The following is a 21,030-nucleotide window of genomic DNA, read 5'->3' as shown; positions in this document are numbered from 1 at the left end:
CGGCTGAGTCGCGGCGCGGCGGTTCACGACGTCACTGGGCAGCAGGCGCCTTGACCTCGCGACGCAGGATCTTGCCGGTCGGACCCTTCGGCAGCTCGCCCAGGAGCCAGACGTTGCGCGGGTACTTGTAGGCGGCGATGCGCTCCTTGGTGAACGCGATGATGTCTTCCGTCGTCGCGGTCGATCCCTCGCGCAGGACGACCCCGGCCCCGACCTGCTCACCCAGCAGGTCGTCCGGCACGGCGACAACTGCCACCTCGAGGACGTCGGGGTGCTGGTAGATGACCTCCTCGACCTCACGCGGATAGACGTTCATCCCACCGCGCAGGATCATGTCCTTCTTGCGGTCAACGATGGTGAAGTAGCCCTCGTCGTCCTCGGTTGCCAGGTCGCCGGTGCGGAACCACCCGTCCGGGATCGCCTCGGCGGTCGCCTCGGGATTGGCCCAGTAGCCCTTCATGACGTTGTCGCCGCGGATGGCGATCTCGCCGACCTCACCGTGCTCGACCTCGGCACCGTCGATGTCGATGACGCGCATCTCGCAGCCCGGGATCGCCAGGCCGATTGTGCCGGGCTTGCGCTCGTGACCGGGCAGGTTGAACGACGCCACCGGCGACGTCTCGGACAGGCCGTAACCCTCGAGGATGACGCAGCCGAACTTCTCCTCGAAGGCCTTCATGACCTCGAGCGGCATCGCCGAGCCTCCAGAGGCACAGGTGCGCAGCGAGGACGCGTCGAGGTCGTCGGCGTCCGGGTGGTTGAGGATCGCGGCATACATCGTCGGAACGCCCTGCATCACGGTGACCTTCTCGTCGCCGATGACCTTGATCGCCGCGGCCGGGTCGAACCGCGGGATGAGCGCGAGTGAAGCGCCGACGCGCACTGCGGCGTTGAGGCCGACGACGAGACCGAAGACGTGGAAGAGGGGCAGGCAGCCCATGATCACGTCGTCCTCGGAGAGCTCCTGGATGACCTCGGCGCAGCGCATGGCGTTGAGGCTCACGTTGTCGTGGGTGAGCTCGGCACCCTTGGGCCGACCGGTGGTGCCGGACGTGTAGAGGATGATCGCGGTGTCGTCACCCTCACGCTCAGTGGGCTCCCAAATGGGTTCAGAGATCAAATCTCCTGTGCCCAATGCGCCTTCGACCGGGCCGAGGGGACCGCACTCGACGATCTTGGTGCCCGAGTTCGCGGCACCCTTGGTGGCCTCATCGACGAAGTCCGGCCACACGAACGCGATCTTGGCTCCGGAGTTGGTGAAGAAGAAGTCGATCTCACCGGACTTGAGCAGCGGGTTCATCGGGACGACGACGCCGCCTGCCAGGAGGGTGGCGAAGAACGCAACGGGGAAGGCGGGGACATTGGGAAGGATGAGCGCGACCCGGTCACCGGGCTCGATTCCGCTGGCGCGCAACGTCCCTGCGAGCTTGGCCGCCATCGCGTGCAGCTGCTGGTAGCTGATGTCCTGCCCGTTGACCTTCAGCGCGGGCCGGTCCGGCATCGCTTGGGCGGTGCGGACGAGGTTCGAAGCGAGGTTGGACTCTGTGCTACCCATGGTGACTGGCTCCTTTGCCGGGACGTGTTGCTCGCCATTGTGGTCCGCGCAGCGATGCTGCGGGGTGGGGATGATCCGTATCACTCAATGTGGGGGGCGTCGGCGTCCACGTCAGCGTGCCTCTCACCCACGGAACTGCGGGTGGACCGGTCAGGGACCCTGCTCGGGGACAGGAGGCGGAGAGCCCGCGCGACGCAAAAGGCGAGCGCTTGTCTAACCTTTGTCCAAGGATGCGATCTACCATGACTGGGTGACTTCCACGCTCTTGGCGCCGACCCTCGGGATGCTGGACGCGGTGCGTACCGCAACCTCCATGCTCGGGGCGATCGAGCTCATCGACCGGCTGGTGGATTCGGTGCGCCACGACGGAGAAGAGTCGATGTCGACACTGCGCGACGCCATCGAGGACGACACCGACCAGGTCACGGCCATCGCTGCGGTGCATGCGGCCGCAGCCGGCGGAGCAGCCATGGCCCGCGCGCTCGTGGTGCCCCTGCTGACCTCGCCTACGCCCTTCCTGCGCGAGCACGCCACGTGGGCACTGCGCTCGTGCCCCCCCCTCCCGGATGCCGTCCCTCCGCTGCGCGACACCCTCGGGGAGGGGGGCTTTGTCGGCATGCTCGCCGAGGCGACCCTCGAGGCGTGGGGGATCGTCGAGCCCGACGACGATGTCGTCGCAGACCCCCCGCACCTGCGTCCCGACGACCCCGGCCAGCCCGGCCAGGCCGGCCAGCCCGGCATCACGGTCGCCCAGCTGTTTCTCCATGCCGACATCGATGGAAGCCTGATGCACGCGGGCAAGGGGGACACTGGAGGGATCGCCACCCTGCTCGTGCACTTGGGGGACTCACTGGTGACCGACCCAAGGGTTTCGCGGGTGCTGACCCTCTCGCGCAGCCACCATGAGGACGCTCGGGTCCCCGACGACGTGCTGGCCCCCGGTCACCACTACGTCGGCGTGCCCCTGCCAGGACCGGTCCGGTCCACCGCCGACACCTGGCCGCTGCGGGTCGCCACCCGACGGGGGCTGCGCCGAGCACTCAGCGCCGCAGCCCCCGTCGACGTCCTGCACCTGCGCATGGCCGATGTCGGGTCGTGGGCCGCAGCCGAGGTCGCGGACGAGATGGGCATCCCCACCGTGCTGACCCTCGCACCCGACCCGCACGCCCTGGTCGCGGCGCGAGAGGCGTCTGGTGCTCTCACCCGTGCCACGTTCGGCGAGGCGGACCACACCGAACACCTCGTCTTCCGCATCCGACTCCTGCGCGACCTCGCCTCTCGTGCCGCGCGCCTGGTCGTCTTCCCGCGGCCACAGCTGGACCACGACCTCCGCAACCTCCTGCACCTCGACCCCGATGCCCACGACCGACCCCCCACGGTCGTCCCCGAGGGCATCGACCTCGCCCCGCTCGACCGCGCCGCCCAGGAGGTGCGGGACGCTGATCGCGGCCTCGAAGTACCCGCAGCCACCGGGCGCACTCTCGCCGAGCTCGACGCGTTGCTCTCGGCACTGCCCCCAGAACGCCGAGGGCTCCCGCTGGCCATCACCGTGGGGCGCCTGCACCGGGTGAAGGGCATGGCGACCCTCGTGGACGCGTGGGCGAACGACTCCACCTGTGCGCAGCGCTGCAACCTGCTCGTCGTCGGAGGCGACCTCGACGACCCTTCCGGCGACGAGGCCGAGCAACTCGCCCGGATCGACGCGACGGTCTCGCGCAGTGAGGCCGTCGAACGTGGTCTGCTGCTCGCGGGCCACCGGCCGAATGGGGTGGTCGCCACGTGGCTGGCGGCCGTCCGGCTGGGGAGGCCCGGTCTGAGCGGCCCGGGCGGGGTGTACGTCTCAGCCAGCCTCAAGGAGGAGTTCGGCATCGCCATCCTCGAGGCCATGGCGTCCGGGCTCGTCGTGGTCGCCCCCCGAGAGGGTGGCCCGGCGACCTTCGTCGAGCCAGGTGTGACAGGTCTGCTCGTCGACACGACCGCACCGGACGTCCTGGCAGGGGCCGTGGCGACGGCGCTGGACATTGCTGCTGCTCCAGACGCGGTCTCACGCGCGGACTACGCCCGGAGCGTCGTGGCCGACAAGTTCAGCATCGCCACAATGGCCTCATCGCTCGCCGCGCTCTACACGGAGGTCTCACGTGACGCTGCTCGTCATCAGCCCTGACTACGCCTCCCACCTGCTGCCGCTCGCCACGATCGGGACCGCCTGGGCCGACGCCGGCGAGCGCGTCGTCGTCGCGACCGGTCCCGCGACGGACGCCATCGTGACGAGGTTCGGCTTCGAGCGGGAGGACCTGCAGCTGGGTCGTGGTTCCAATCCCGGGGTGATCCGTGCCGAGGACCAGCCCCGGGGTGAGGACGAGGCCCTGCGCGGGTTCTTTGCCGCCACCAGGCTCGGGGCCGTCCCGACCCTGATGTTCCAGGCAGCCGCCCGCGGCGACGACCTCCTCTGGGAACCGTTGCGGGTCGCTCGCGAGGTGCAACGCGTCGTCGATCGGGTGCGGCCCGACCACGTCATCGTCGACCACCTCGCATTCAGTGCACGGCTGGCGCTGTCGGGCACGGGAGTGCGTCACGCCGATGTCGTCCTGGGACATCCCTCGGCCCTGACCGTCGGTCGCGAGGTCTACGGTCACCCGCCCGCCTGGCCACGCAACCTACTGCCCGACTCGAACGACCTCGCAGACCTGCGCCGTCGCTGCGAGAGCGTGCGTGAAGCCTTCACCCACCAGTGGAACGACGTGCTCGCCACGCTTGACCCGGGGGCGCACGCAAGCGAGGACGCCTTCGCCGAGACCGGAGACGTCCTGCTGCTCAACTACCCCGGGGAGCTCCACCCTCCCGAGCGGACCGCACTGTTGGGTCGCCACGCATTCCTCGGTTCCGCCGTCCGCACCGAGGAGCCGGACCCGGAGGTGGACGCCTGGCTGCGCAGGGAGGAAGGGCCGATCGTCTATGTGAGTCTCGGCAGCTTCCTCTCCGTCCGCTCCGACGTGTTGGCCCGCATTGTCGAGGCCCTGCGCAGCCTGGACGTCCGCGTCGCACTGGCCACCGGATCCACGTCGCCCGACGCGCTGGGCCCGATACCGGCGCCCTGGTTGGTTCGTGCCGAGCTCCCGCAGGTCACGCTGCTGGGCCGCGCCGGGTTCGCGGTCTCACACGGGGGCAACAACAGCGTCACCGAGGCGTTGACCGCTGGGGTCCCACTGCTGCTCCTGCCGTTCTCGACCGACCAGTTCGCCGGCGCCGCCTCGCTCGAGACGGCCGGTCTGGGCCAGGTGCTCGACCCCAACTCGGCCACCCCGGAGGAGCTGCGGGCCGCCGCCGTGCGTCTGCTCTCCCTGAACCCCGACGCAGCGGTCCTTCTAGCGCAGTTGTCAGAGGACCTCACCGGCACCCCGGGCGCCCAGCGAGCCCGCGCGGCACTGCTCGCTCACGACGAGGAACCCCGTGTGGCAGCGCACCCGCCGGCCACAGGTGGTGCCCGGTCCTAGACTTCCGTGGGTGACCATCGACGAGTACCTCACCCTCTGCGACCGGGCTCTCGACGGGTATGCCGCGTGCGTGCGTGAGTTGGGCGATACGCACGTCAACAGTCCGCTCACCGGGGTGGAGGGCTCGAACTCGGCTTTCGCTCTCGTGGCCCACGTCGTCGGTGTCATGGGTCGGTGGGGACGCACCGTGAACCGCGGGATCGTCGTCCCACGCGATCGCGACGCGGAGTTCACGGCGACCGGGACGGTCCAGCAGGCGCTCGAACTCCTCGAGATGGGGCGAGCGCGCCTGCACGAGGACGCGCGGGCGGGTGACTCCGCAGCGCCTCCGGCGAACCCGCCCACGGGACGGGACCGCGGGTCCCACGCTCTGCGTGGGCCGGCATACGCGACGCAGGGAGCCGTGCTCCTGCACGTCTACGAGGAGCTCTCCCAGCACCTCGGCCAGCTCGAGGTCACCCGCGACGTGCTCCTGGCCCCCGACTGAGAGCTCACTCGTCGCGCATGTCCCGGATCGGGTTGCGCCGGATGTTGCGAAGGAGTGGTGGCGTGATGGCCACCAGTGCCATGGCGAGGATTCCGCCGAGGATCGCCCAGAACAGCAGGGACGGGGTCCCGAAGAAGTGGAACGTCGCGTCGCCGTCGAAGACTCCGTAGGCCAGCTGGGCGGCATCCGTCGCCCGGCGGGTGAACAGCGTCTCGATGACGAGGACGATCGCGCCGGCCAGCAGGGCTGCAAACAGGGCGATGCGCAGGGCCACCCACAGTGAGTAGAGCAGGTAGACCTTGATGATGTCGGAGCGCTTCGCCCCGATGGCCCGAAAGACGGCGGTCTCACGCCGGGAGTCGGCGATGACGCGGCCCATCATCGCCCAGATGATGATGGTGGCCACTCCGAAGAGCGCACCGAGGATGCCGATGAGCAACGGCCGTGCCTGTTGACCGATGTCGTCGACGACGAGGTAGCTCGTGCCATAGGTGCTGACCGAGAACGGCTTGCCGCACTCCATGTAGTAGCCGCCGTCGAGGAAGCCTTCCCCTTCACCGCATGAGTAGGAAGAGATGAAGGCCTTGGCCTGGTCGACCGTGGGGAAGGACGAGATGTAGGCCGCCTCGGGTCCCATCGGTCCAAACCTCATGATCGACTCAGCGGAGGTCACCGGCTGTTGGGCCAAGAGCTGCGAGTGACGCTCGGCCTCGGGCAGCGCTTCCAGCAGTCGTGACGGAATGATCGACCCGTAGCCGTAGGTCGTGCCGACGATCGAGGAGACGAGGGACTCGAGTCCGCCGCTGCCCGACTGGCCGGTGGGAAGGACGCCCACGATCTGGAACGTCAGCAGCTCCGCCTTCGGGGTCTCCTCCGGTGCGGACTGGGTGTCGAAGGCGCGCTGGTTCTCGTCCTTCAGCTTCTCCCGATCGCTCCGGGTGTCGGACGCGACGGTGACCGGTCCGCAGGCCTTGGTCGGGAGTTCGAGGACGAGCTCCGGCTTGACCCAGCCGGGGGTGTTCTTGTTGGCCGCGATCTCGGTGGCGATCCGGCGTGCATCCTCGACCCGGTCGTTCTCCGCCTGGTTGCGATAGCACGCGGTGAACGTCACGCCGTTGGCCTTGGCGCGCACGTTGCGATACCAGGCCACCTGCCCCGAACTGTCCTTGGGGCGCTTGGTCACGCTGAGGCTCTTGCCGAGCGTGGCGACGACGTCGTCGATGGGCACGAGGATCGGGATGCCCTTGGGGGTGGACCGCGCCGCGTTGGGTTCGGCGATGAACGCCTTGACGAGGTCGTCATCCATGATGGTGTAGTTCGAGGTGCCGATGCTGGAATCGCCCTCCTGGCCCTCGAATCCGGGCTCCTGCTGTGACCCCTGGTCGGTCTGCGCGGCACCGGTGAGGTCCTCGCGTCCGTCCTTGAGATAGGTCAGGCCGAGATGCTGCAGGTTCCTCGGCTCGTAGGTGTCGGTGGCGCCGGCTGCACGCGAGTCAGCGGCGTATCTCTCGGGAGTGGCCTTCGAGCTCTGACGGACCTTCTCGAGGGCGGCAGCCTCGCGTCGCTGCCACGCCACCGACGCGGGGTTGGCGGTCTTGCGCTGGTCTGCCGGGATGCTCGGATCGCCGTAGGGGTCGTCGATGACCGGCTGCACCTCGGACTTCGGGTCGTAGTCGGTGATGCCGTACTTCTTGGCGGCCGCCTTGCGTTCCACCAGGTATGCCGCGTGCAGGGTTTCGACTTCCTTGCGGATCTGGGGGTCGGCAGGGTTCGGGTAGATCTCCTGACTGGGCAGCATCGGGGTGCCCTGGACGAGGTAGCGACCGCCGAGGTTCTGCTCCGCAAAACGGTCGACGCTGGCAGCTGTGCCGTCGAAGAGGAGCACCCCGCCACCGATGAGGCCGAAGAGCAGCCCGGACACGATGGTCGTGATGAGCAGCCGGATCCGTTTGGAGCGGACCTTGGTGCGGGCCAGGGTGATGGAGTCGCGCAGGCCGATCATGCGACCACGTCCTGGGCGACGATGACGCCGTCACTGAGCCGGATCGTGCGGTCGGCCCGCAGCGCCAGGTCGTCGTCATGCGTGACGATGACGATGGTGGTGCCGAACTCATCCCGGATGCGCTCGAACAACTCGATGATCGAGGCACCCGTGGCGCTGTCGAGGTTGCCCGTGGGCTCGTCGGCGAGCAGCACGGCGGGCTGGTTGAGCAGGGCCCGCGCGATGGCCGCGCGCTGCATCTGGCCACCCGACATCTCGCGGGGGAGGTGCCGGGAGCGGTCGGAGAGCCCGACCTCCTCGATGAGGCTGAGTGCCTGGGCCCGACGCTGTTTGCGGGGGGTTCGGGCGAACATCCCGGGGACCTCGGTGTTGGTCGCCAGGCGCAGGAACGGCTGGAGGTAGAAGAACTGGAACACGAAGCCGATGGTGCGGTTGCGGAACCGGGAGAGTTTGGCGTCACCGAGACGGCCGATGTCGACGCCATCGACAAGGACCGTGCCACCACTCGGCTTGTCGAGACCGCCGATGATCTGGAGCAGGGTGCTCTTGCCGCTGCCGCTCGCACCCGTGAGCGCGACGAACTCCCCGCGGTCGATCTCGAGGGAGACACCGCCCAGGGCGCTCACCTTCTGTCGCCCCATCTTGTAGGTCTTGCGCAGGTCACTCACCGTGATGATGTGATCGCCCGATCGTTCACGGCGGGGGCGACGCGGGACGCGAGCCACCGGCGGGGTGCCCCCGTGGTGGGCCCGCAGGGCCGCGATGGCGGCGTCGACGTCGCCGTCGAAGGACGCCAGGAAGTCGGCGACTGTTCCTGTGCCCCCGCGAAACGGCTCGCGGCTGTCATCGGTCATGTGGGCCCCCTGGCTCGTGTGATCGGTGACCGCACTCTGGCACAGCACCGTCACCCGCCACCGGCAGTGGTGGTGCGACACGCAGATATGTCGGTGCGGTGCGGCAGGATGAGCAGGTGAGCGAGACCGACGTGGTGGCAGAGGTTCCCGACGACATCAGGCACGAGTGGACCGACCTCGCCGAGCAGGCGACGGCCCACCAATTCGCCTACCATGTCAAGGACTCGCCGACCGTGAGCGACGGTGAGTACGACCGGTTGATGAAGCGGCTCAACGCCCTCGAGGACGAGTTTCCCTCGCTGCGCACGCCCGAGAGCCCCACCCAGTCCGTGGGTGGCGCGATCTTCTCGACTGGCTTCCAGGCCGTCGACCACCTCGAGCGGTTGCTCAGCCTCGACAACGCGTTCTCGCCGGACGAGATGCTCGAGTGGTCGGCCCGCGTGGCACGTGACGCGCCGTCTGGCTTTCACTTCCTCTGCGAGCTCAAGATCGACGGTCTCGCCATCAACCTCCTCTACGAGAAGGGGCGTCTCACGCGCGCCCTGACCCGCGGCGACGGTCGCACGGGCGAGGACGTGACGCTCAACGTCCGCACGATCGACGGCATACCCACCGAGCTCAAGGGGACCAAGAAGCATCCGGTGCCCGATCTCGTGGAGGTGCGTGGGGAGATCTTCTTCCCGATCGAGGCGTTCGGTGACCTCAACGCCTCGCTCGTCGAGGCGGGCAAGGCGCCGTTTGCCAACCCGCGCAACGCCGCTGCCGGGTCGCTGCGGATGAAGGACCCTCGCGTCACTGCGACCCGGCCGCTGCGGATGCTCGTCCATGGCATCGGCAAGCGCGAGGGCTTCGCCCTCATGCGACAGAGCGAGGCGTATGCCGCGTTGAAGGCGTGGGGTATGCCGGTCTCGACCCATTTCCGCGTCGTCGACACCATCGAGGCGGTCAACGAGTTCATCGTGTCGACGGGGGAGCACCGCCACGACGTCGAGCACGAGATCGATGGCGTCGTCGTCAAGGTCGATGAGATCTCGGTGCAGCGCCAACTCGGGGCCACGTCGCGCGCGCCGCGCTGGGCCATCGCCTACAAGTACCCGCCGGAGGAGGTCAACACCGTCCTCCTCGACATCCAGGTCAACGTCGGTCGCACCGGTCGCGTCACGCCCTTCGGCGTGATGAAGCCCGTGGTCGTCGCGGGGTCGACCGTGGAGCGGGCCACCCTGCACAACGCCACCGAGGTCACCCGCAAGGGCGTGCTCATCGGCGACACGATCGTCCTGCGCAAGGCCGGTGATGTCATCCCGGAGATCCTCGGCCCCGTCGTCGACCTGCGTGATGGCAGCGAGCGTGAGTTCGTCATGCCGACCGAGTGCCCGGCCTGTGGCACGACCCTGGCTCCGGCCAAGGAGGGCGACAAGGACATCCGCTGTCCGAACTCGCGCTCCTGCCCCTCTCAGCTGCGCGAGCGGTTGTCCGGGCTCGCCGGTCGTGGCGCCTTCGACATCGAGGCACTCGGTTGGGAGGGCTCCGTCGCCCTCCTCGAGTCAGGGGTGCTGCAGGACGAGTCCACGCTGTTCGGGCTGACCGAGGCCGACATCGCCCGGGTGCCGCTCTACACACGCGCAGCCAAGAAGTCCGATCCGGCCGAGTCTGTCATCGAGGGACGCGTGCTCTCGGCCAACGGTGCCAAGCTCGTCGCCAACCTCGAGTCAGCCAGGGCACAGCCGTTGTGGCGCGTTCTCGTCGGACTCTCGATCCGCCACGTGGGGCCGACGGCGGCACGGGCCCTGGCCCAGCACTTCGGGTCCATGGACGGGATTCGCGCGGCGAGTGTCGAGGAGTTGTCGGGCGTCGAGGGCGTCGGCGGCATCATCGCCGAGTCGGTGCGCGACTGGTTCGACCGCGAGGGCAACGAGTGGCACGTCGCGATCGTCGACCAGTGGGCCGCCGATGGGGTGCGCATGGAGGACGAGCGCGACGCCTCGATCGAGCAGACCCTCCAAGGCCTCACCGTCGTCGTCACCGGGTCGATGGAGGGCTTCAGTCGCGACGAGGCCAAGGAGGCGATCCTCGCCCGAGGTGGCAAGGCATCGGGCTCGGTCTCCAAGAAGACCGACTATGTCGTCGTCGGTCCCGGAGCCGGATCCAAGGAGGGCAAGGCGCGCGAGCTCGAGCTGACCATCCTCGACGAGGCAGGCTTCGTCACGCTGCTCGAATCCGGTTCTGCTGAAGCCGTTTCGGAGCCGGCCGCCGAATGAGAGTGGTGCGTGCTGCTGACTCCGCGATCATCACTGGGCGTGATCTGTGACTTCCGAGCCTCCCGCCGGCAAGGATTGGCGCGGCAATGGTTGGCTGACGGCGGTCCTTCCGACAGTGATCTGGCTCGTCGTCCTCTGGCTGGTCGGCACCTCGCAGGTCGGCAGCCTCACGGTGTTCTTCGTGCTGTTCTTCGGTTTCGTTGCGGGGATGTTCCTGGTGCCCTTTACGTACCACGTGGTCCGGGCCGTGAGGGCCCGGAACCCTTGGCTCCCCTTTGAGCGCCAACCATGGGGTCGCTACACCTTCATGGCGAACCACCGATGGCAGACGCCCTTTCGGGCGCCACCGGAGGACAGTCGAACGACGGTCGGACTGGTGTTCCGATATGTCATCTGGATCGGTGCCATCGCCGCCGTGGCCTATCCGCTGACCCTTCCCCTCCACCTCTGAGTCGATGAGTCGGCAGCAGAGGCGGATCGCCTCACTTCTCGACGTTCACCCGACGGGGTGCAGCGTCACCTGCGGTCGCGGTCGTCGTCCGGATCATTGGTGAGGACGACCGCTCGGGTGAAACGGGAGCCGGTCGCATTCTCAACGGTGCGCGCCTGGGGCGAGTCCTCACCGAAGGTCTCGATGGCGGACGCGCGGAGCTGACGCGCGAGGTCCTGTTGCGCCTCCAGAACGGCATCCAGCACCTGCCCGGACACGGCCTCGCCGCCACTCGCGCACGCGGCATCCGAAACAGCAACGCTCACGACGCCGCCACTCGCGCTGACCTCGACATCCACGCCGTCCTTGTTGGTTCGGCCACGCAGAGCGTTGACGCTGGCGCGCCACTCCATCGCGGCCTGGGCCTGCTGGACGAGACGATTGAGCTCGAACTCTCCCGGAGTGTCGCCGTCGAAGATCGAGGGGTTCATCACCAGGTTCCTCCATCGTTGTCGGGCCGGCTGGGCTCAGCGCGAGGGGCCGACCGCCCGTCGGTCGCGAGCGGTTCCACCTCGATGAGGGGAGTCGCGGCCTCCACCTCGCCGCGGAACGCTTCGGAGGTCGCGGACCCCGGACCCCACGCACGTTCGGACGAGGCCTGCGCCTGCTGACGAACAGATTCCTGCGCCCCGCGGATGGCCTGCTGGATTGCTGCCGTGGTCGCTCGGCCGCCGCGAGAGGTGACCGTGTCCTTCACGGACAATCCTGTGAGGAGCCCCTGGATGTCGACAGCGGCCCGCACGTCGCCTTGTTCGGCGACTCCGACGCCTTGGATGGTGGCAACCTCAGCACTCCACCTACGTGCATGCTCGGCCTGCGGCTCGGCTGCGGCGGTCTGGGCAGCGATGGCCGCCAGCGCCTCCTCCGGACCGGAGTATCCCCTCTGGTCACTCATGGCCCCGACGATAGCTGCAGGGAGCGCTGCGTCACGAAGCGGTGCGAAGGGTCGCCCGGTAGGGTCGGCGCGTTCACGACACCCTGATGCGGAGACTCGAATCCATGACGCAGTTGAACCCCGACGGTCCGGTCATCGCGGCGTCGAGCCTTGGACTGGTGCTGTTCGGTGGGATCTGGATGCTGTTCGCCGTGCCGTTCGTCCGGGGACTCATCGTGGGGCTGCGCTCTGACAGCTGGTGGCGTCCGTTTGAGCAGGATGCTCGCGGGCGCTACGGGGTCCTCGCGAACTCACGCTTCTTTGCCTCGTTCAGATCTCCCGAGCCTGACATCCGCACGCAGGCGGGACTCATCACACGGTGGGTGTTCTGGACCATCGTGGTGGCCGGGCTCGGTTTCTATCCGGTCACCCTGGTGGTGGGACTGGTCAAAGCCCTCACCACTCCATGACCCTGGGCCTCACGAGAACGGGTCGCGCGGCTGGTCGCTCCAGTCGCGCAAAGTGAGTCACTTCTCGGGTTCACCTTGGGCGTCGAGTCCGGACTTGGCCCCGTCAGTGCTGTTGGTCCCTGCCGTGTAGGGGCTGTCTCGGACGGCACCCCTGCCTCCGTCCGCCATCGCCTCGGCGAAGGTGGGCATGGGGGCGGCGTGTCGTCCCGGATTCGGGTTGAAGCCCTCCGGCGGTTTCCACTGCCATGGCGGAATATCCGGAATGGGGCCAGGCGGGCCGGCATGCCGCGATGGGGCCGTGCGCAGGTTGGGGTTGGCCTTGATCTTGTCGAGGAACTTGAGCAGGTTCTTGCCCCAGGTGCCGAGAGCCTTGAGGAGGTCCCCCAGTTTGCTTCCCGAGCGCACGATGCCTGTGACGAAGTTCGAGCACTTCGCTGTCACTGCGGCAACGCGTGTGCCGATCTGAGCGCAGATCCAAGGGATCAGCGTGCCGAGGGAGAGGAACGCCTCAGCGAGCCAGCTGAGTGCCGCACCGACAAGCTGCGCCAGAATGTCGCGGAGGAACCCATGGACGAACCCCACTACTCCGGCCGCGACGGAGATCGCATTCTGCATCCCGTTTGTTGCATCCACCAGTTGCGCGATCGCGGCCGTGTGGGTCTCCTGCCAGCCGACGTAGGCCTCGACGGCGGGCCCGGACTGAGGCTTCATCAGATTTGTTGCGGAGGTGTCCCAGTCCGCACCGGCAGGCGTGAGGCCGGCGCTGATGAGACCCCAGGTCTGGGCTTGGGCGACAGCGCCCCCAGGATTGCCTGCGACTTCTTCAAACCAACCCTTGATCGGGTTGAGGTGGTCGATGAGCCAACCGATTCCCGCCGCAAAAACTGAACCCAGCGGGTCGGCTGCGGTTGCCGCTGCGTCCAGGACCAGTGCGACACCGCTCAGGGCGGCATCGACCCAGTCTCCGTTGCAGAGGGCCGTGATGGTCTGGCTGCCGCTGTCGATGATCCCGGCGCCGGAGGTCCAGCCCGAGCCCTCTTGGAAGCCAAGACCAGCGCCGTCCGGCGAGCTGGCTGTGTCCGTGACGGTGAAGGGGTTGTTGCTCATGGGTAGCTCGTCCTCAGTTCAAACACGGCATTCTGGTCGTCGGTCTCGTACTGGTCAGCCATCACGCGCAGGCCGTTGACGGCCTCTGCAGCGTTGGTCGCCACCTGGTCGAGAGTTCCCTTGACGTCGTCACCGGTTCCGTTGATCCACCCGGGGAGCCACGAAAGCAGCAGCCCGTAGCTGTCGCCGCTGACGGAACTCGCTTCCTTCATTTGGCCCAACGTCGTCGCGACGGTCGAGACCGCGGTCGCATGTCGTCGGATGTCGGCCGGCGTCACGTCGTACGTCATCGTGTGGACCTTTCGTTCCTTGCGCTCGATGCAGGGCACCGCTGCTGCAAGCCCCCGCGGTGACGATACTGAGGGCATGGCCAGCTCTCAATGGGGAGAACTCCCCGACCCTGTCGTCATGCGTGCACCTGCCTGGGCTCGGCTGGTGAGTGTCCCCGTGATGGCCGTCCTGTGGGTCGGCCTCCTTTTCGGACTCTACGGGCTGGTGACCCAGGGTGCGGGGCAGGACGTCCCGTGGCTTGCCGCCGCTGCGGGATGGGTCCTCACGATCTTCTTCGTCGTGATCCTTCCTCTCGCGGCCTACGCGCTTCTGACGTTCCGACTGGTCCTCGGCCCGGATCGGATCGAGCGACGGCCCGGCAGGACGAGCGTGGCAGTGAGCGACCTTCGTGAACTCCGGGCGCTGCCGGCGGCGACCATCAACCGCGCCAACCGAGGTGCTCGGGTCCAGATGATCAACTCGAGCGGCGGTGTCGTCGCCCAGATCGAAGAATCGTCACGCGAATGGGCAAAGGGCCTCAACATGGTGCGGTTCTGGGCATCCCGTCAGCCCGAACTGATCAAGGACGACTACACGCAGCAGCGATTGGTGCGGAGTGAGCCCTGAGAATGGGTGTGAGCGGGCGGCAGGATGGGCGGACGACCCTCGCCGAGATGTACCCGGCCACCACGTTGGGTACACCTGGGACGCCACGGATGAGAGCATCGTGGCGTGACGAGCCCTGACGACCTTGCCCCGACCGGGGTGCTGCGCGCCTCGATCAACCTCGGCAACGCGGTGCTGACCAACGGATCCTCCGACGCCCCCGCGGGCATCACCATCGACATCGCCCACGAGCTCGGCCGACGGCTGGGCGTGCCGGTCGAGCTCGTCCTCTGGGACGCGGCCCGCAAGTCGGTCGACGCGGTTCGTGACGGGGCCGCGGACGTCTGCTTCCTGGCCGTGGACCCGGTGCGGGCGGAGGAGCTCGCGTTCACGGCGCCCTACGTCCTCATCCAGGGCGCGTATGCCGTCCGCGAAGGTTCGCCCCTTCGCTCGGCCGCGGACGTGGACCGGGCCGGCATACGCATCGGTGTGAAGCTCGGGTCGGCCTACGACCTTCACCTCACGCGGTCGCTCGACTCGGCCGAGCTGGTGAGGGGTTCGGACGGCGTGGCCGTCTTCGCCGAGGAGGGCCTCGAGGTCGCGGCCGGTGTGGCGCAACCGATCGAGGCCTACGTGGTGGCCAACCCGGGCCTGCGCGTGCTCGACGGGGCCTTCATGCAGATCCCGCAAGCGGTTGCGGTGTCGCGCCGTCATGACGACGCGACGATCAGCTGGGTGAGCTCGGTCGTCGACGAGCTCATTGAGACCGGTTGGGTCGCGGAGGCTCTCGCGCGACACGGCCACGACCCCGCGCTCGCGGCCTCGCCCGGGGCTCACTGACCGAGGCTGACCTCGAGCTGGGCCATCGTCGCCTCGCGCGCCGCGAGCACGTGCTCCTCAGCCCGTGTGCCGGCGCTTGCCGGATCGGCCGCAGCGATCGACTCGACGATGCCGCGGTGCTCGGCGAGCGCTGCCGCGCGACGGTCGGGCGAGGCGTTGCTGAAGCGGCGGTAGCGCGCGAGCTGCCCCTCGATCTGCGCGAGCACCCGTGAAGCCCAGGCGTGGTCGGCGATCCGCTCGATCTCGAGGTGGATGGCGTGGCCCGACTCCATGGCGCCCTCGGCGAGACCGGCGAGGGCCTCATTGCGGCGCAGCAGGGTGGTGAGCCGGTCCACGTCGGCGGAGCCAGCCCGCTCGGCCGCCGCGGCGGCGACGAGAGCCTCGAGACGGGCGCGGACGGCATACAGCTCTGCCGCGTCGCGCGTCGAGAGGCGACGGACGACCATGCCGCCGGTCGGGAGCTGCTCGAGGAGGTCCTCGGCGAGCAGCAGCCGCAGGGCCTCGCGCAGGGGAGTGCGGCTCACGCCCAGGGCGCCCGCGAGCTCGGTCTCGTTGAGGCGACGGCCGGGCTCGAGCCGCATGTCCTGGATCTGGGCGAGCAGCTCCTCGTAGACGAACTGTGCGCCGCTGCGGCGTCGAGCGCTGGTGGACATGGGGGCATCCTTCCGCCACGGAGCCTACTTGTCTACTTGTCTACTTGTGCACAAGTGTGGGAATATGGAGTCATGACCGGATGCATCCTCGAGGCGCAGTCCCTCGCCACCTTCATGGGCGACGTGGCCCGGGCCCACGGTGTGCCGAGCGGCGACGCCGACCTCCTGGCGGACACCCTCCTCGTCGCCGAGCTGTGGGGTCACCCGTCGCACGGCGCGATCCGGCTGCCCTGGTATCTCGCCCGCGTCCGCAGCGGTGCGATGCGGGCCGTCACCGAGGTCGAGACGGTGCGCGACTCTGGCAGCGTCGTCGTCCTCGACGGGCACGATGGCGTCGGGCAGGTCGTCACCCAGCGCGCCGTCGAGCTCGGCGTCGAGCGGGCGCGGGTGCACGGCATCAGCGCTGTCGCCGTGCGCGGCTCGGGTCACTTCGGCACCGCCGCCTACTTCACGAGGTATGCCGCGGAGCGCGGCTGCATCGCCCTGCTCGCGACCAACGCCTCACCGGCGATGGCGCCCTGGGGCGGTCGCACCAAGCTCATCGGCACCAACCCGTGGTCGATCGCCGCCCCGGGACCCGACGGCGACGTCCTCGTCATGGACATGGCCAACACCGCGGTGGCCCGCGGCAAGGTCTATGTCGCAGCCGACCGCGGGACGAGCATCCCGCAGGGGTGGGGTGCGGCAGCCGACGGGACGCCGACGACCGACCCACGCGAGGCGATCGAAGGGCTCATCCTCCCCGTCGGCGGCGCCAAGGGCTACGTCATGGCGTTCATGTTCGACGTCCTCGCCGGCGTGCTGACCGGCAGCGCGTTCGGCGCCGATGTCGTCGGGCCCTACCGCCCGGAGGGGGCCAGCGGTGCCGGTCACCTGCTCATCACCCTCGACGTCGACGCCTTCGTCGACCGCGAGGACTACGACGCGCGAGTGACGGCGCTGGCCGAGCAGGTCCGGGCCAGCGAGCCGGCCGCGTGGTCCGACGGCGTGCTCACCCCGGGCGAACTCGAGGACCGCAACCGGCGACGGGCGGAAGCGGACGGCATACACATCTCCGACCAGACCTGGGCCGAGCTCGCGACGCTCGCCGACGCGACGGGCGTCGCCCTCCCCGAGACCACCGCACCCAAGGCACCGAAGGAGACCGCATGATCTCGCTCATCGTCAGGCTGGACGTCGTCCCGGACCGCCGAGAGGAGTTCCTCGAGGCCATCACGAGCAACGCCGCCTCGACGTTCGGGGACGAACCGGGCTGCCTCCGGTTCGACGTCTGCCAGTCGCAGACCGACCCGCACCACTTCGTCTTCTACGAGATCTACCGGGACGAGGCGGCCCTCGAGGCACACCGTGCGGCGCCGCACTTCGCGCGGTGGCGCGAGGCGGTGGCGCGCACGGTCGTCCCGGGCAGCCAGGTCAACACCATCACCGAGCTGGTCATCGCCCACCGCGAGACCGACAAGGCCCAGGAGATACCGGCATGAGACTGCTCCTGCTCCCGGGCGACGCCATCGGACCCGAGATAGCCGCCGCGACCGAACAGGTCCTCCGCGCGACGGACGACGCCTTCGGGCTGGACCTCGACATCGAGCACCGCGACATCGGCTGGGCGGCTCACGCGGCCGTCGGGCAGACGATGCCGCAGGACGTCCTCGACCGCGTGGGCGAGGTCGACGGCACGATCCTCGGACCCGTCTCGCACCTGGACTACCCCTCGCGGGAGGCCGGCGGCTGGAACCCGTCCGCCGCCATCCGGACGACCTACCGGCTGTACTCCAACGTTCGGCCGGCTCGCAGCATCCCCGACCTCACTGTCCTGCCCGAGGCACTTGACCTCGTCATCGTCAGGGAGAACACCGAGGGCTTCTACAGTGACCGCAACATGTGGGCCGGCAGTGGCGAGTTCATGCCCGACCCCGACCTCGCGCTCTCAGTGCGCAAGGTCTCGCGCAGGGCCTGCAACGCCGTCGCCGAGGAGGCCTTCCGGCTCGCGGCCGGACGACGCCGACGGGTCACGGCAGTCCACAAGGCGAACGTCCTCAAGCTCTCCGACGGGCTCTTCCTCGACGAGGTCCGGGCCGTCGCCTCACGGCACCCCGACATCGAGCTGCGTGAGCTCATCGTCGACGCCGCGACGGCCCACCTCGTGCGCTCGCCCCAGGAGTTCGACGTCGTCGTGACGACCAACATGTTCGGCGACATCCTCTCCGACCTGGCCTGCGCGCTCTCGGGCAGCCTCGGACTCGGAGGCTCGCTCAACGTCGGTGACGGCGTGGCCGTCGCCCAGGCCCAGCACGGCTCGGCGCCGGACATCGCCGGTCAGGGCATCGCCAACCCGACCTCGCTCATCCTCTCCACCACGATGCTGCTGCGCTGGTGGTCGGAGCGGACCGCGTCCGAGAGGTTCGCCCGTGCCGCCGACGCCGTCGACGCGGCCGTGGCAGCGTGCATCGGCGATCCCGCCACCCGCACCCGCGACCTGCGGGGAAGCCTCGACACCAACCAGTTCACCACCGCCATCCTCACGAAGCTGGAGTCCCAACGATGACCGACCGCACCGCACCAGACGGTCCGAACCTGCTCATCCGGCCCGACGAGGTCGAGCCGTTCGACCGTGGCAACGGCGTCCGCACCATCCCCTATGTCGGCAGGTGGAACTGCGAGACCAACCATGTGACGACTGGGCAGACGCAGTTTCAGGAGGGGACGGGCCTGCCGCTGCACAGCCACAACGTCGAGGAGTCCGTGCTCATCCTCGAGGGTGACGCCGTCGCCGAGATCGACGGGCAGGAGTTCGAGCTCGTCGCCGGTGAGGCGACCTGGGTGCCCGCCGGTGTGCCACACCGGTTCTACAACCGCGGCACCGGCGTCATGCGGATCTACTGGGTCTACGGCGGCCGCGACGTGACGCGGACCATCACCGCGACAGGGGAGACGTTCGAGCACCTCTCCGAAGCCGACCGGGGCGGGCTGAGCACCCCGTGAGCACCGGCGAGACCGTCATCGAGACCGTGAACCCGGCCACCGGAAAGCCCCTGGGGTCCTACCCGGTCATGGACGACGCCGCGGTCGACGCGGCGGTCGCCGAGGTGACCGCGGCGTCCCGGACGTGGGCCTCGGTCCCGGTCGCGGACCACTCCACCCTGCTGCTCGGGGTCGCCGATGCCCTCGAGGCGCAGCGCGACTCGCTGGCGGCCCTCATCACCGCCGAGATGGGCAAGCCGCTGCGCGAGGCCTGCGGCGAAGTGGACAAGTCCGCGACCACGGCTCGCTGGTACGCCGAGAACCTCGAGCGGCTGCTCGCACCCCAGCAGGTCGACGTGGGGGACACGGCCAACGCGTGGGTGACGCGCGAGCCGATCGGGCCCGTCCTCGCGGTCATGCCGTGGAACTTCCCGCTGTGGCAGGTCATGCGCTTCGTGCTCCCCGCCGTGGGTGCCGGCAACACCGTCCTCCTCAAGCACTCGCCGAACGTCACCGGATCGGCGCTCGCCATCGAGGCCCTGCTGCGTGACGCCGGAGCGCCGCAAGGGGTCCTGCGGGCGCTCGTCGTCGACGAGGCCCGAGTCGCCGAGGTGAGCGAGCGGTTGATCGCCGACCCGCGGGTGGCCGGCGTGACCCTGACCGGCAGCAACCGTGCCGGTGCAGCGGTCGGGGCCGCGGCCGGTCGTGCGGTGAAGCCCTCCGTCCTCGAGCTTGGCGGCTCCGACGCCTTCGTCGTGCTCTCCGACGCCGACGTGGACGCGGCGGCCGACGCCGCCGTGCGTGCCCGGTTCCACAACGCTGGTCAGTCCTGCGTGTGTGCGAAGCGGTTCGTCGTGGCCGCCGACGTCGCCGACAGCTTCCTCGAACGGTTCCTCCTCGGGGTCTCGGCGCTGCAGGTGGGCGACCCGACGGACGAGTCGGTCGACGTCGGGCCGATGGCGCGGGACGACCTTCGGACGGGAATCCAGCGACAGGTGGACGAATCGGTGACGGCAGGGGCACGGCTCGTCGCCGGTGGCTCGGCGATCGACGGTGACGGGTGGTTCTTCGAGCCGACAGTCCTCATCGTCGACGGACCGGGTGTCCCCGCCTTCGACGAGGAGACATTCGGTCCCGTGGCCGCCGTCGTCGTCGCGCACGACGACGGCGACGCGGCACGACTGGCCGGTGCGACGGCATACGGGCTGGGTCTTTCGGTCTGGAGCGCGTCGACCGAGCGGGCTGTCGCGCTCGCTGGGCGCGTCACGACCGGCGCGGTCTTCATCAACTCGATCGTCGCGTCCGACGTCCGCGTGCCCTTCGGCGGGACGAAGCAGTCGGGCTACGGCCGTGAGCTCTCGGCCGAAGGCATGTACGCCTTCATGAACCAGCGGACCTACTGGGCAGCGCTCTGATACCGGCGCTCGGGACGACCGGCCGACCCGTAGCGGTGACGGACGGCGGCTGCACCTGAGTCGACGAGGTACTCCAGGTAGCGGCGAGCGCTGCTCCGCGCGATGCCCACCACCTCTCCGCACTCGGTCGCGGACAGGCCCTCGTCCCCGGCGCCCGCGAGGGCACGGCTCACGAGCTGGACCGTCTCGGCGCTGATGCCCTTGGGGAGCGAGTTCCGGGTCCGGCCGGCTGGCCCGGCTCGAAAAAGGCGGTCTGCCTCCTCCTGCTCGACCGCGATGTCGGGATCCTGCCCGAGAATCCGGGCGCGGTGCACGGCGTATTCTTCGAGCCGTCGTCGCAGCTCCTCGAGCTCGAACGGCTTGACGAGGTACTGGTAGACCCCCGACTGCATCGCCTGGCGGAGCGAGTCGAGGTCGCGGGCGGCGCTGATGACGATGACGTCGCAATCGATGCCCAGTCCCCGCAGCCGACGCAGCACCTCGAGCCCGGTGAGATCGGGCAGGTAGACATCGAGCAGCATGAGGTCCGGCCGCTTGTCCTTGACCACCGAGAGGGCCTGCGCGCCGGTGCTCGCGACACCGACGACCTCGAACCCGGCGAGCCGGGCGACGGTGCTGGAGTGCAGCCGCGCGACCATGAAGTCGTCGTCGACGACGACGGTGCGGATGGGGGGAGGACCGATCGTCGCCATGG

Annotated in this window: 22 protein-coding genes; 13 read left to right on the top strand and 9 right to left on the bottom strand. The window is 69.0% G+C overall.

Translation table 11 applies throughout. The annotated features are described in order from the left end of the window. Window positions 1-31: 31 nt before the first annotated feature. The gene (locus V6K52_RS14220; RefSeq protein WP_353950768.1) at window positions 32-1,555 is read right to left on the bottom strand and encodes a long-chain fatty acid--CoA ligase; all 1,524 of its coding nucleotides are present in this window, start codon (window positions 1,553-1,555) and stop codon (window positions 32-34) included. 250 nt (window positions 1,556-1,805) lie between these two features. On the opposite strand from V6K52_RS14220, the gene V6K52_RS14215 reads away from it, so the two are divergent. The 3 genes from V6K52_RS14215 to V6K52_RS14205 are packed head-to-tail and all read left to right on the top strand — an operon-like array spanning window position 1,806 to window position 5,536. Continuing rightward, window positions 1,806-3,719, top strand: coding sequence for a glycosyltransferase (locus V6K52_RS14215; RefSeq protein ID WP_353950767.1), 1,914 nt, complete (start codon window positions 1,806-1,808; stop codon window positions 3,717-3,719). Beyond that, complete coding sequence (locus tag V6K52_RS14210) at window positions 3,694-5,049, top strand: glycosyltransferase (RefSeq protein WP_353950766.1); 1,356 nt, start codon at window positions 3,694-3,696, stop codon at window positions 5,047-5,049. Before V6K52_RS14215 ends, V6K52_RS14210 begins: the two co-directional genes overlap by 26 nt. A 10-nt stretch (window positions 5,050-5,059) precedes the next feature. After that, window positions 5,060-5,536, top strand: coding sequence for a DUF664 domain-containing protein (locus V6K52_RS14205; protein WP_353950765.1), 477 nt, complete (start codon window positions 5,060-5,062; stop codon window positions 5,534-5,536). Between the two features lie 4 nt (window positions 5,537-5,540). Here the strand turns inward: V6K52_RS14205 and V6K52_RS14200 are convergent, their stop codons facing one another. Both V6K52_RS14200 and V6K52_RS14195 read right to left on the bottom strand, forming a co-directional pair. Further along, complete coding sequence (locus V6K52_RS14200) at window positions 5,541-7,538, bottom strand: ABC transporter permease (RefSeq protein ID WP_353950764.1); 1,998 nt, start codon at window positions 7,536-7,538, stop codon at window positions 5,541-5,543. Next, window positions 7,535-8,392: an ABC transporter ATP-binding protein gene (locus V6K52_RS14195; RefSeq protein WP_353950763.1), complete on the bottom strand. Its 858-nt coding sequence runs from the start codon at window positions 8,390-8,392 to the stop codon at window positions 7,535-7,537. The genes V6K52_RS14200 and V6K52_RS14195 overlap by 4 nt, the downstream gene beginning before the upstream one ends. A 116-nt stretch (window positions 8,393-8,508) precedes the next feature. On the opposite strand from V6K52_RS14195, the gene ligA reads away from it, so the two are divergent. Together ligA and V6K52_RS14185 are read left to right on the top strand one after the other, a co-directional pair. Continuing rightward, the gene (gene ligA / locus V6K52_RS14190; protein ID WP_353950762.1) at window positions 8,509-10,650 is read left to right on the top strand and encodes an NAD-dependent DNA ligase LigA; all 2,142 of its coding nucleotides are present in this window, start codon (window positions 8,509-8,511) and stop codon (window positions 10,648-10,650) included. Between the two features lie 46 nt (window positions 10,651-10,696). After that, entirely contained in the window at window positions 10,697-11,101 is a 405-nt protein-coding gene (locus V6K52_RS14185; protein WP_353950761.1) for a hypothetical protein, read from the top strand. Window positions 11,102-11,166: 65 nt separating this feature from the next. On the opposite strand, the gene V6K52_RS14180 is transcribed toward V6K52_RS14185, so the two are convergent. After that, window positions 11,167-11,571, bottom strand: coding sequence for a hypothetical protein (locus V6K52_RS14180; protein WP_353950760.1), 405 nt, complete (start codon window positions 11,569-11,571; stop codon window positions 11,167-11,169). Next, window positions 11,571-12,035, bottom strand: coding sequence for a hypothetical protein (locus tag V6K52_RS14175; protein ID WP_353950759.1), 465 nt, complete (start codon window positions 12,033-12,035; stop codon window positions 11,571-11,573). The genes V6K52_RS14180 and V6K52_RS14175 overlap by 1 nt, the downstream gene beginning before the upstream one ends. A 104-nt stretch (window positions 12,036-12,139) precedes the next feature. On the opposite strand from V6K52_RS14175, the gene V6K52_RS14170 reads away from it, so the two are divergent. Continuing rightward, window positions 12,140-12,484, top strand: coding sequence for a hypothetical protein (locus V6K52_RS14170; protein WP_353950758.1), 345 nt, complete (start codon window positions 12,140-12,142; stop codon window positions 12,482-12,484). A gap of 57 nt (window positions 12,485-12,541) precedes the next feature. On the opposite strand, the gene V6K52_RS14165 is transcribed toward V6K52_RS14170, so the two are convergent. Together V6K52_RS14165 and V6K52_RS14160 are read right to left on the bottom strand one after the other, a co-directional pair. After that, window positions 12,542-13,591: a hypothetical protein gene (locus V6K52_RS14165; RefSeq protein ID WP_353950757.1), complete on the bottom strand. Its 1,050-nt coding sequence runs from the start codon at window positions 13,589-13,591 to the stop codon at window positions 12,542-12,544. Further along, window positions 13,588-13,881, bottom strand: a complete 294-nt coding sequence (locus tag V6K52_RS14160) for a type VII secretion target (RefSeq protein WP_353950756.1) — start codon at window positions 13,879-13,881, stop codon at window positions 13,588-13,590. The genes V6K52_RS14165 and V6K52_RS14160 overlap by 4 nt, the downstream gene beginning before the upstream one ends. Before the next feature lie 76 nt (window positions 13,882-13,957). Between V6K52_RS14160 and V6K52_RS14155 the strand changes: the two genes are divergently transcribed. Both V6K52_RS14155 and V6K52_RS14150 read left to right on the top strand, forming a co-directional pair. Continuing rightward, window positions 13,958-14,488 (top strand): hypothetical protein, encoded by a 531-nt coding sequence (locus V6K52_RS14155; protein ID WP_353950755.1) that lies wholly within the window; start codon window positions 13,958-13,960, stop codon window positions 14,486-14,488. A gap of 105 nt (window positions 14,489-14,593) precedes the next feature. Then, window positions 14,594-15,307, top strand: a complete 714-nt coding sequence (locus V6K52_RS14150) for a transporter substrate-binding domain-containing protein (RefSeq protein WP_353950754.1) — start codon at window positions 14,594-14,596, stop codon at window positions 15,305-15,307. On the opposite strand, the gene V6K52_RS14145 is transcribed toward V6K52_RS14150, so the two are convergent. Next, window positions 15,301-15,960, bottom strand: coding sequence for a GntR family transcriptional regulator (locus tag V6K52_RS14145; protein ID WP_353950753.1), 660 nt, complete (start codon window positions 15,958-15,960; stop codon window positions 15,301-15,303). The two genes, V6K52_RS14150 and V6K52_RS14145, sit on opposite strands and share 7 nt — an antisense overlap. 72 nt (window positions 15,961-16,032) lie before the next feature. Between V6K52_RS14145 and V6K52_RS14140 the strand changes: the two genes are divergently transcribed. The 5 genes from V6K52_RS14140 to V6K52_RS14120 are packed head-to-tail and all read left to right on the top strand — an operon-like array spanning window position 16,033 to window position 20,336. Further along, complete coding sequence (locus V6K52_RS14140) at window positions 16,033-17,112, top strand: Ldh family oxidoreductase (protein ID WP_353950752.1); 1,080 nt, start codon at window positions 16,033-16,035, stop codon at window positions 17,110-17,112. After that, window positions 17,109-17,441: a putative quinol monooxygenase gene (locus V6K52_RS14135; RefSeq protein ID WP_353950751.1), complete on the top strand. Its 333-nt coding sequence runs from the start codon at window positions 17,109-17,111 to the stop codon at window positions 17,439-17,441. The genes V6K52_RS14140 and V6K52_RS14135 overlap by 4 nt, the downstream gene beginning before the upstream one ends. After that, window positions 17,438-18,505 (top strand): isocitrate/isopropylmalate family dehydrogenase, encoded by a 1,068-nt coding sequence (locus V6K52_RS14130; protein ID WP_353950750.1) that lies wholly within the window; start codon window positions 17,438-17,440, stop codon window positions 18,503-18,505. The genes V6K52_RS14135 and V6K52_RS14130 overlap by 4 nt, the downstream gene beginning before the upstream one ends. After that, entirely contained in the window at window positions 18,502-18,942 is a 441-nt protein-coding gene (locus V6K52_RS14125) for a cupin domain-containing protein (RefSeq protein ID WP_353950749.1), read from the top strand. Before V6K52_RS14130 ends, V6K52_RS14125 begins: the two co-directional genes overlap by 4 nt. Then, the gene (locus tag V6K52_RS14120) at window positions 18,939-20,336 is read left to right on the top strand and encodes an aldehyde dehydrogenase family protein (protein ID WP_353950748.1); all 1,398 of its coding nucleotides are present in this window, start codon (window positions 18,939-18,941) and stop codon (window positions 20,334-20,336) included. Before V6K52_RS14125 ends, V6K52_RS14120 begins: the two co-directional genes overlap by 4 nt. On the opposite strand, the gene V6K52_RS14115 is transcribed toward V6K52_RS14120, so the two are convergent. Then, window positions 20,318-21,028, bottom strand: coding sequence for a response regulator (locus V6K52_RS14115; RefSeq protein WP_353950747.1), 711 nt, complete (start codon window positions 21,026-21,028; stop codon window positions 20,318-20,320). The genes V6K52_RS14120 and V6K52_RS14115 overlap by 19 nt on opposite strands. Window positions 21,029-21,030: the final 2 nt, after the last annotated feature.

Source organism: Knoellia sp. S7-12, assembly GCF_040518285.1.
Classification (GTDB): Bacteria; Actinomycetota; Actinomycetes; order Actinomycetales; family Dermatophilaceae; genus Knoellia.
Note: the sequence above shows the minus strand (reverse complement) of the source record. Positions and strands in the feature narration are given on the sequence as shown.

Excerpts from the sequence above, each read along its gene's own strand:
- V6K52_RS14135 (WP_353950751.1), top strand. The coding sequence starts at position 17,109 with ATGATCTCGCTCATCGTCAGGCTGGACGTCGTCCCGGACCGCCGAGAG.
- V6K52_RS14155 (WP_353950755.1), top strand. The coding sequence starts at position 13,958 with ATGGCCAGCTCTCAATGGGGAGAACTCCCCGACCCTGTCGTCATGCGT.
- V6K52_RS14220 (WP_353950768.1), bottom strand. The coding sequence starts at position 1,555 with ATGGGTAGCACAGAGTCCAACCTCGCTTCGAACCTCGTCCGCACCGCC.
- V6K52_RS14175 (WP_353950759.1), bottom strand. The coding sequence starts at position 12,035 with ATGAGTGACCAGAGGGGATACTCCGGTCCGGAGGAGGCGCTGGCGGCC.
- V6K52_RS14160 (WP_353950756.1), bottom strand. The coding sequence starts at position 13,881 with ATGACGTACGACGTGACGCCGGCCGACATCCGACGACATGCGACCGCG.
- V6K52_RS14180 (WP_353950760.1), bottom strand. The coding sequence starts at position 11,571 with ATGAACCCCTCGATCTTCGACGGCGACACTCCGGGAGAGTTCGAGCTC.
- V6K52_RS14170 (WP_353950758.1), top strand. The coding sequence starts at position 12,140 with ATGACGCAGTTGAACCCCGACGGTCCGGTCATCGCGGCGTCGAGCCTT.
- V6K52_RS14200 (WP_353950764.1), bottom strand. The coding sequence starts at position 7,538 with ATGATCGGCCTGCGCGACTCCATCACCCTGGCCCGCACCAAGGTCCGC.
- V6K52_RS14195 (WP_353950763.1), bottom strand. The coding sequence starts at position 8,392 with ATGACCGATGACAGCCGCGAGCCGTTTCGCGGGGGCACAGGAACAGTC.
- V6K52_RS14140 (WP_353950752.1), top strand. The coding sequence starts at position 16,033 with ATGACCGGATGCATCCTCGAGGCGCAGTCCCTCGCCACCTTCATGGGC.
- V6K52_RS14130 (WP_353950750.1), top strand. The coding sequence starts at position 17,438 with ATGAGACTGCTCCTGCTCCCGGGCGACGCCATCGGACCCGAGATAGCC.
- V6K52_RS14165 (WP_353950757.1), bottom strand. The coding sequence starts at position 13,591 with ATGAGCAACAACCCCTTCACCGTCACGGACACAGCCAGCTCGCCGGAC.
- V6K52_RS14145 (WP_353950753.1), bottom strand. The coding sequence starts at position 15,960 with ATGTCCACCAGCGCTCGACGCCGCAGCGGCGCACAGTTCGTCTACGAG.
- V6K52_RS14125 (WP_353950749.1), top strand. The coding sequence starts at position 18,502 with ATGACCGACCGCACCGCACCAGACGGTCCGAACCTGCTCATCCGGCCC.
- V6K52_RS14115 (WP_353950747.1), bottom strand. The coding sequence starts at position 21,028 with ATGGCGACGATCGGTCCTCCCCCCATCCGCACCGTCGTCGTCGACGAC.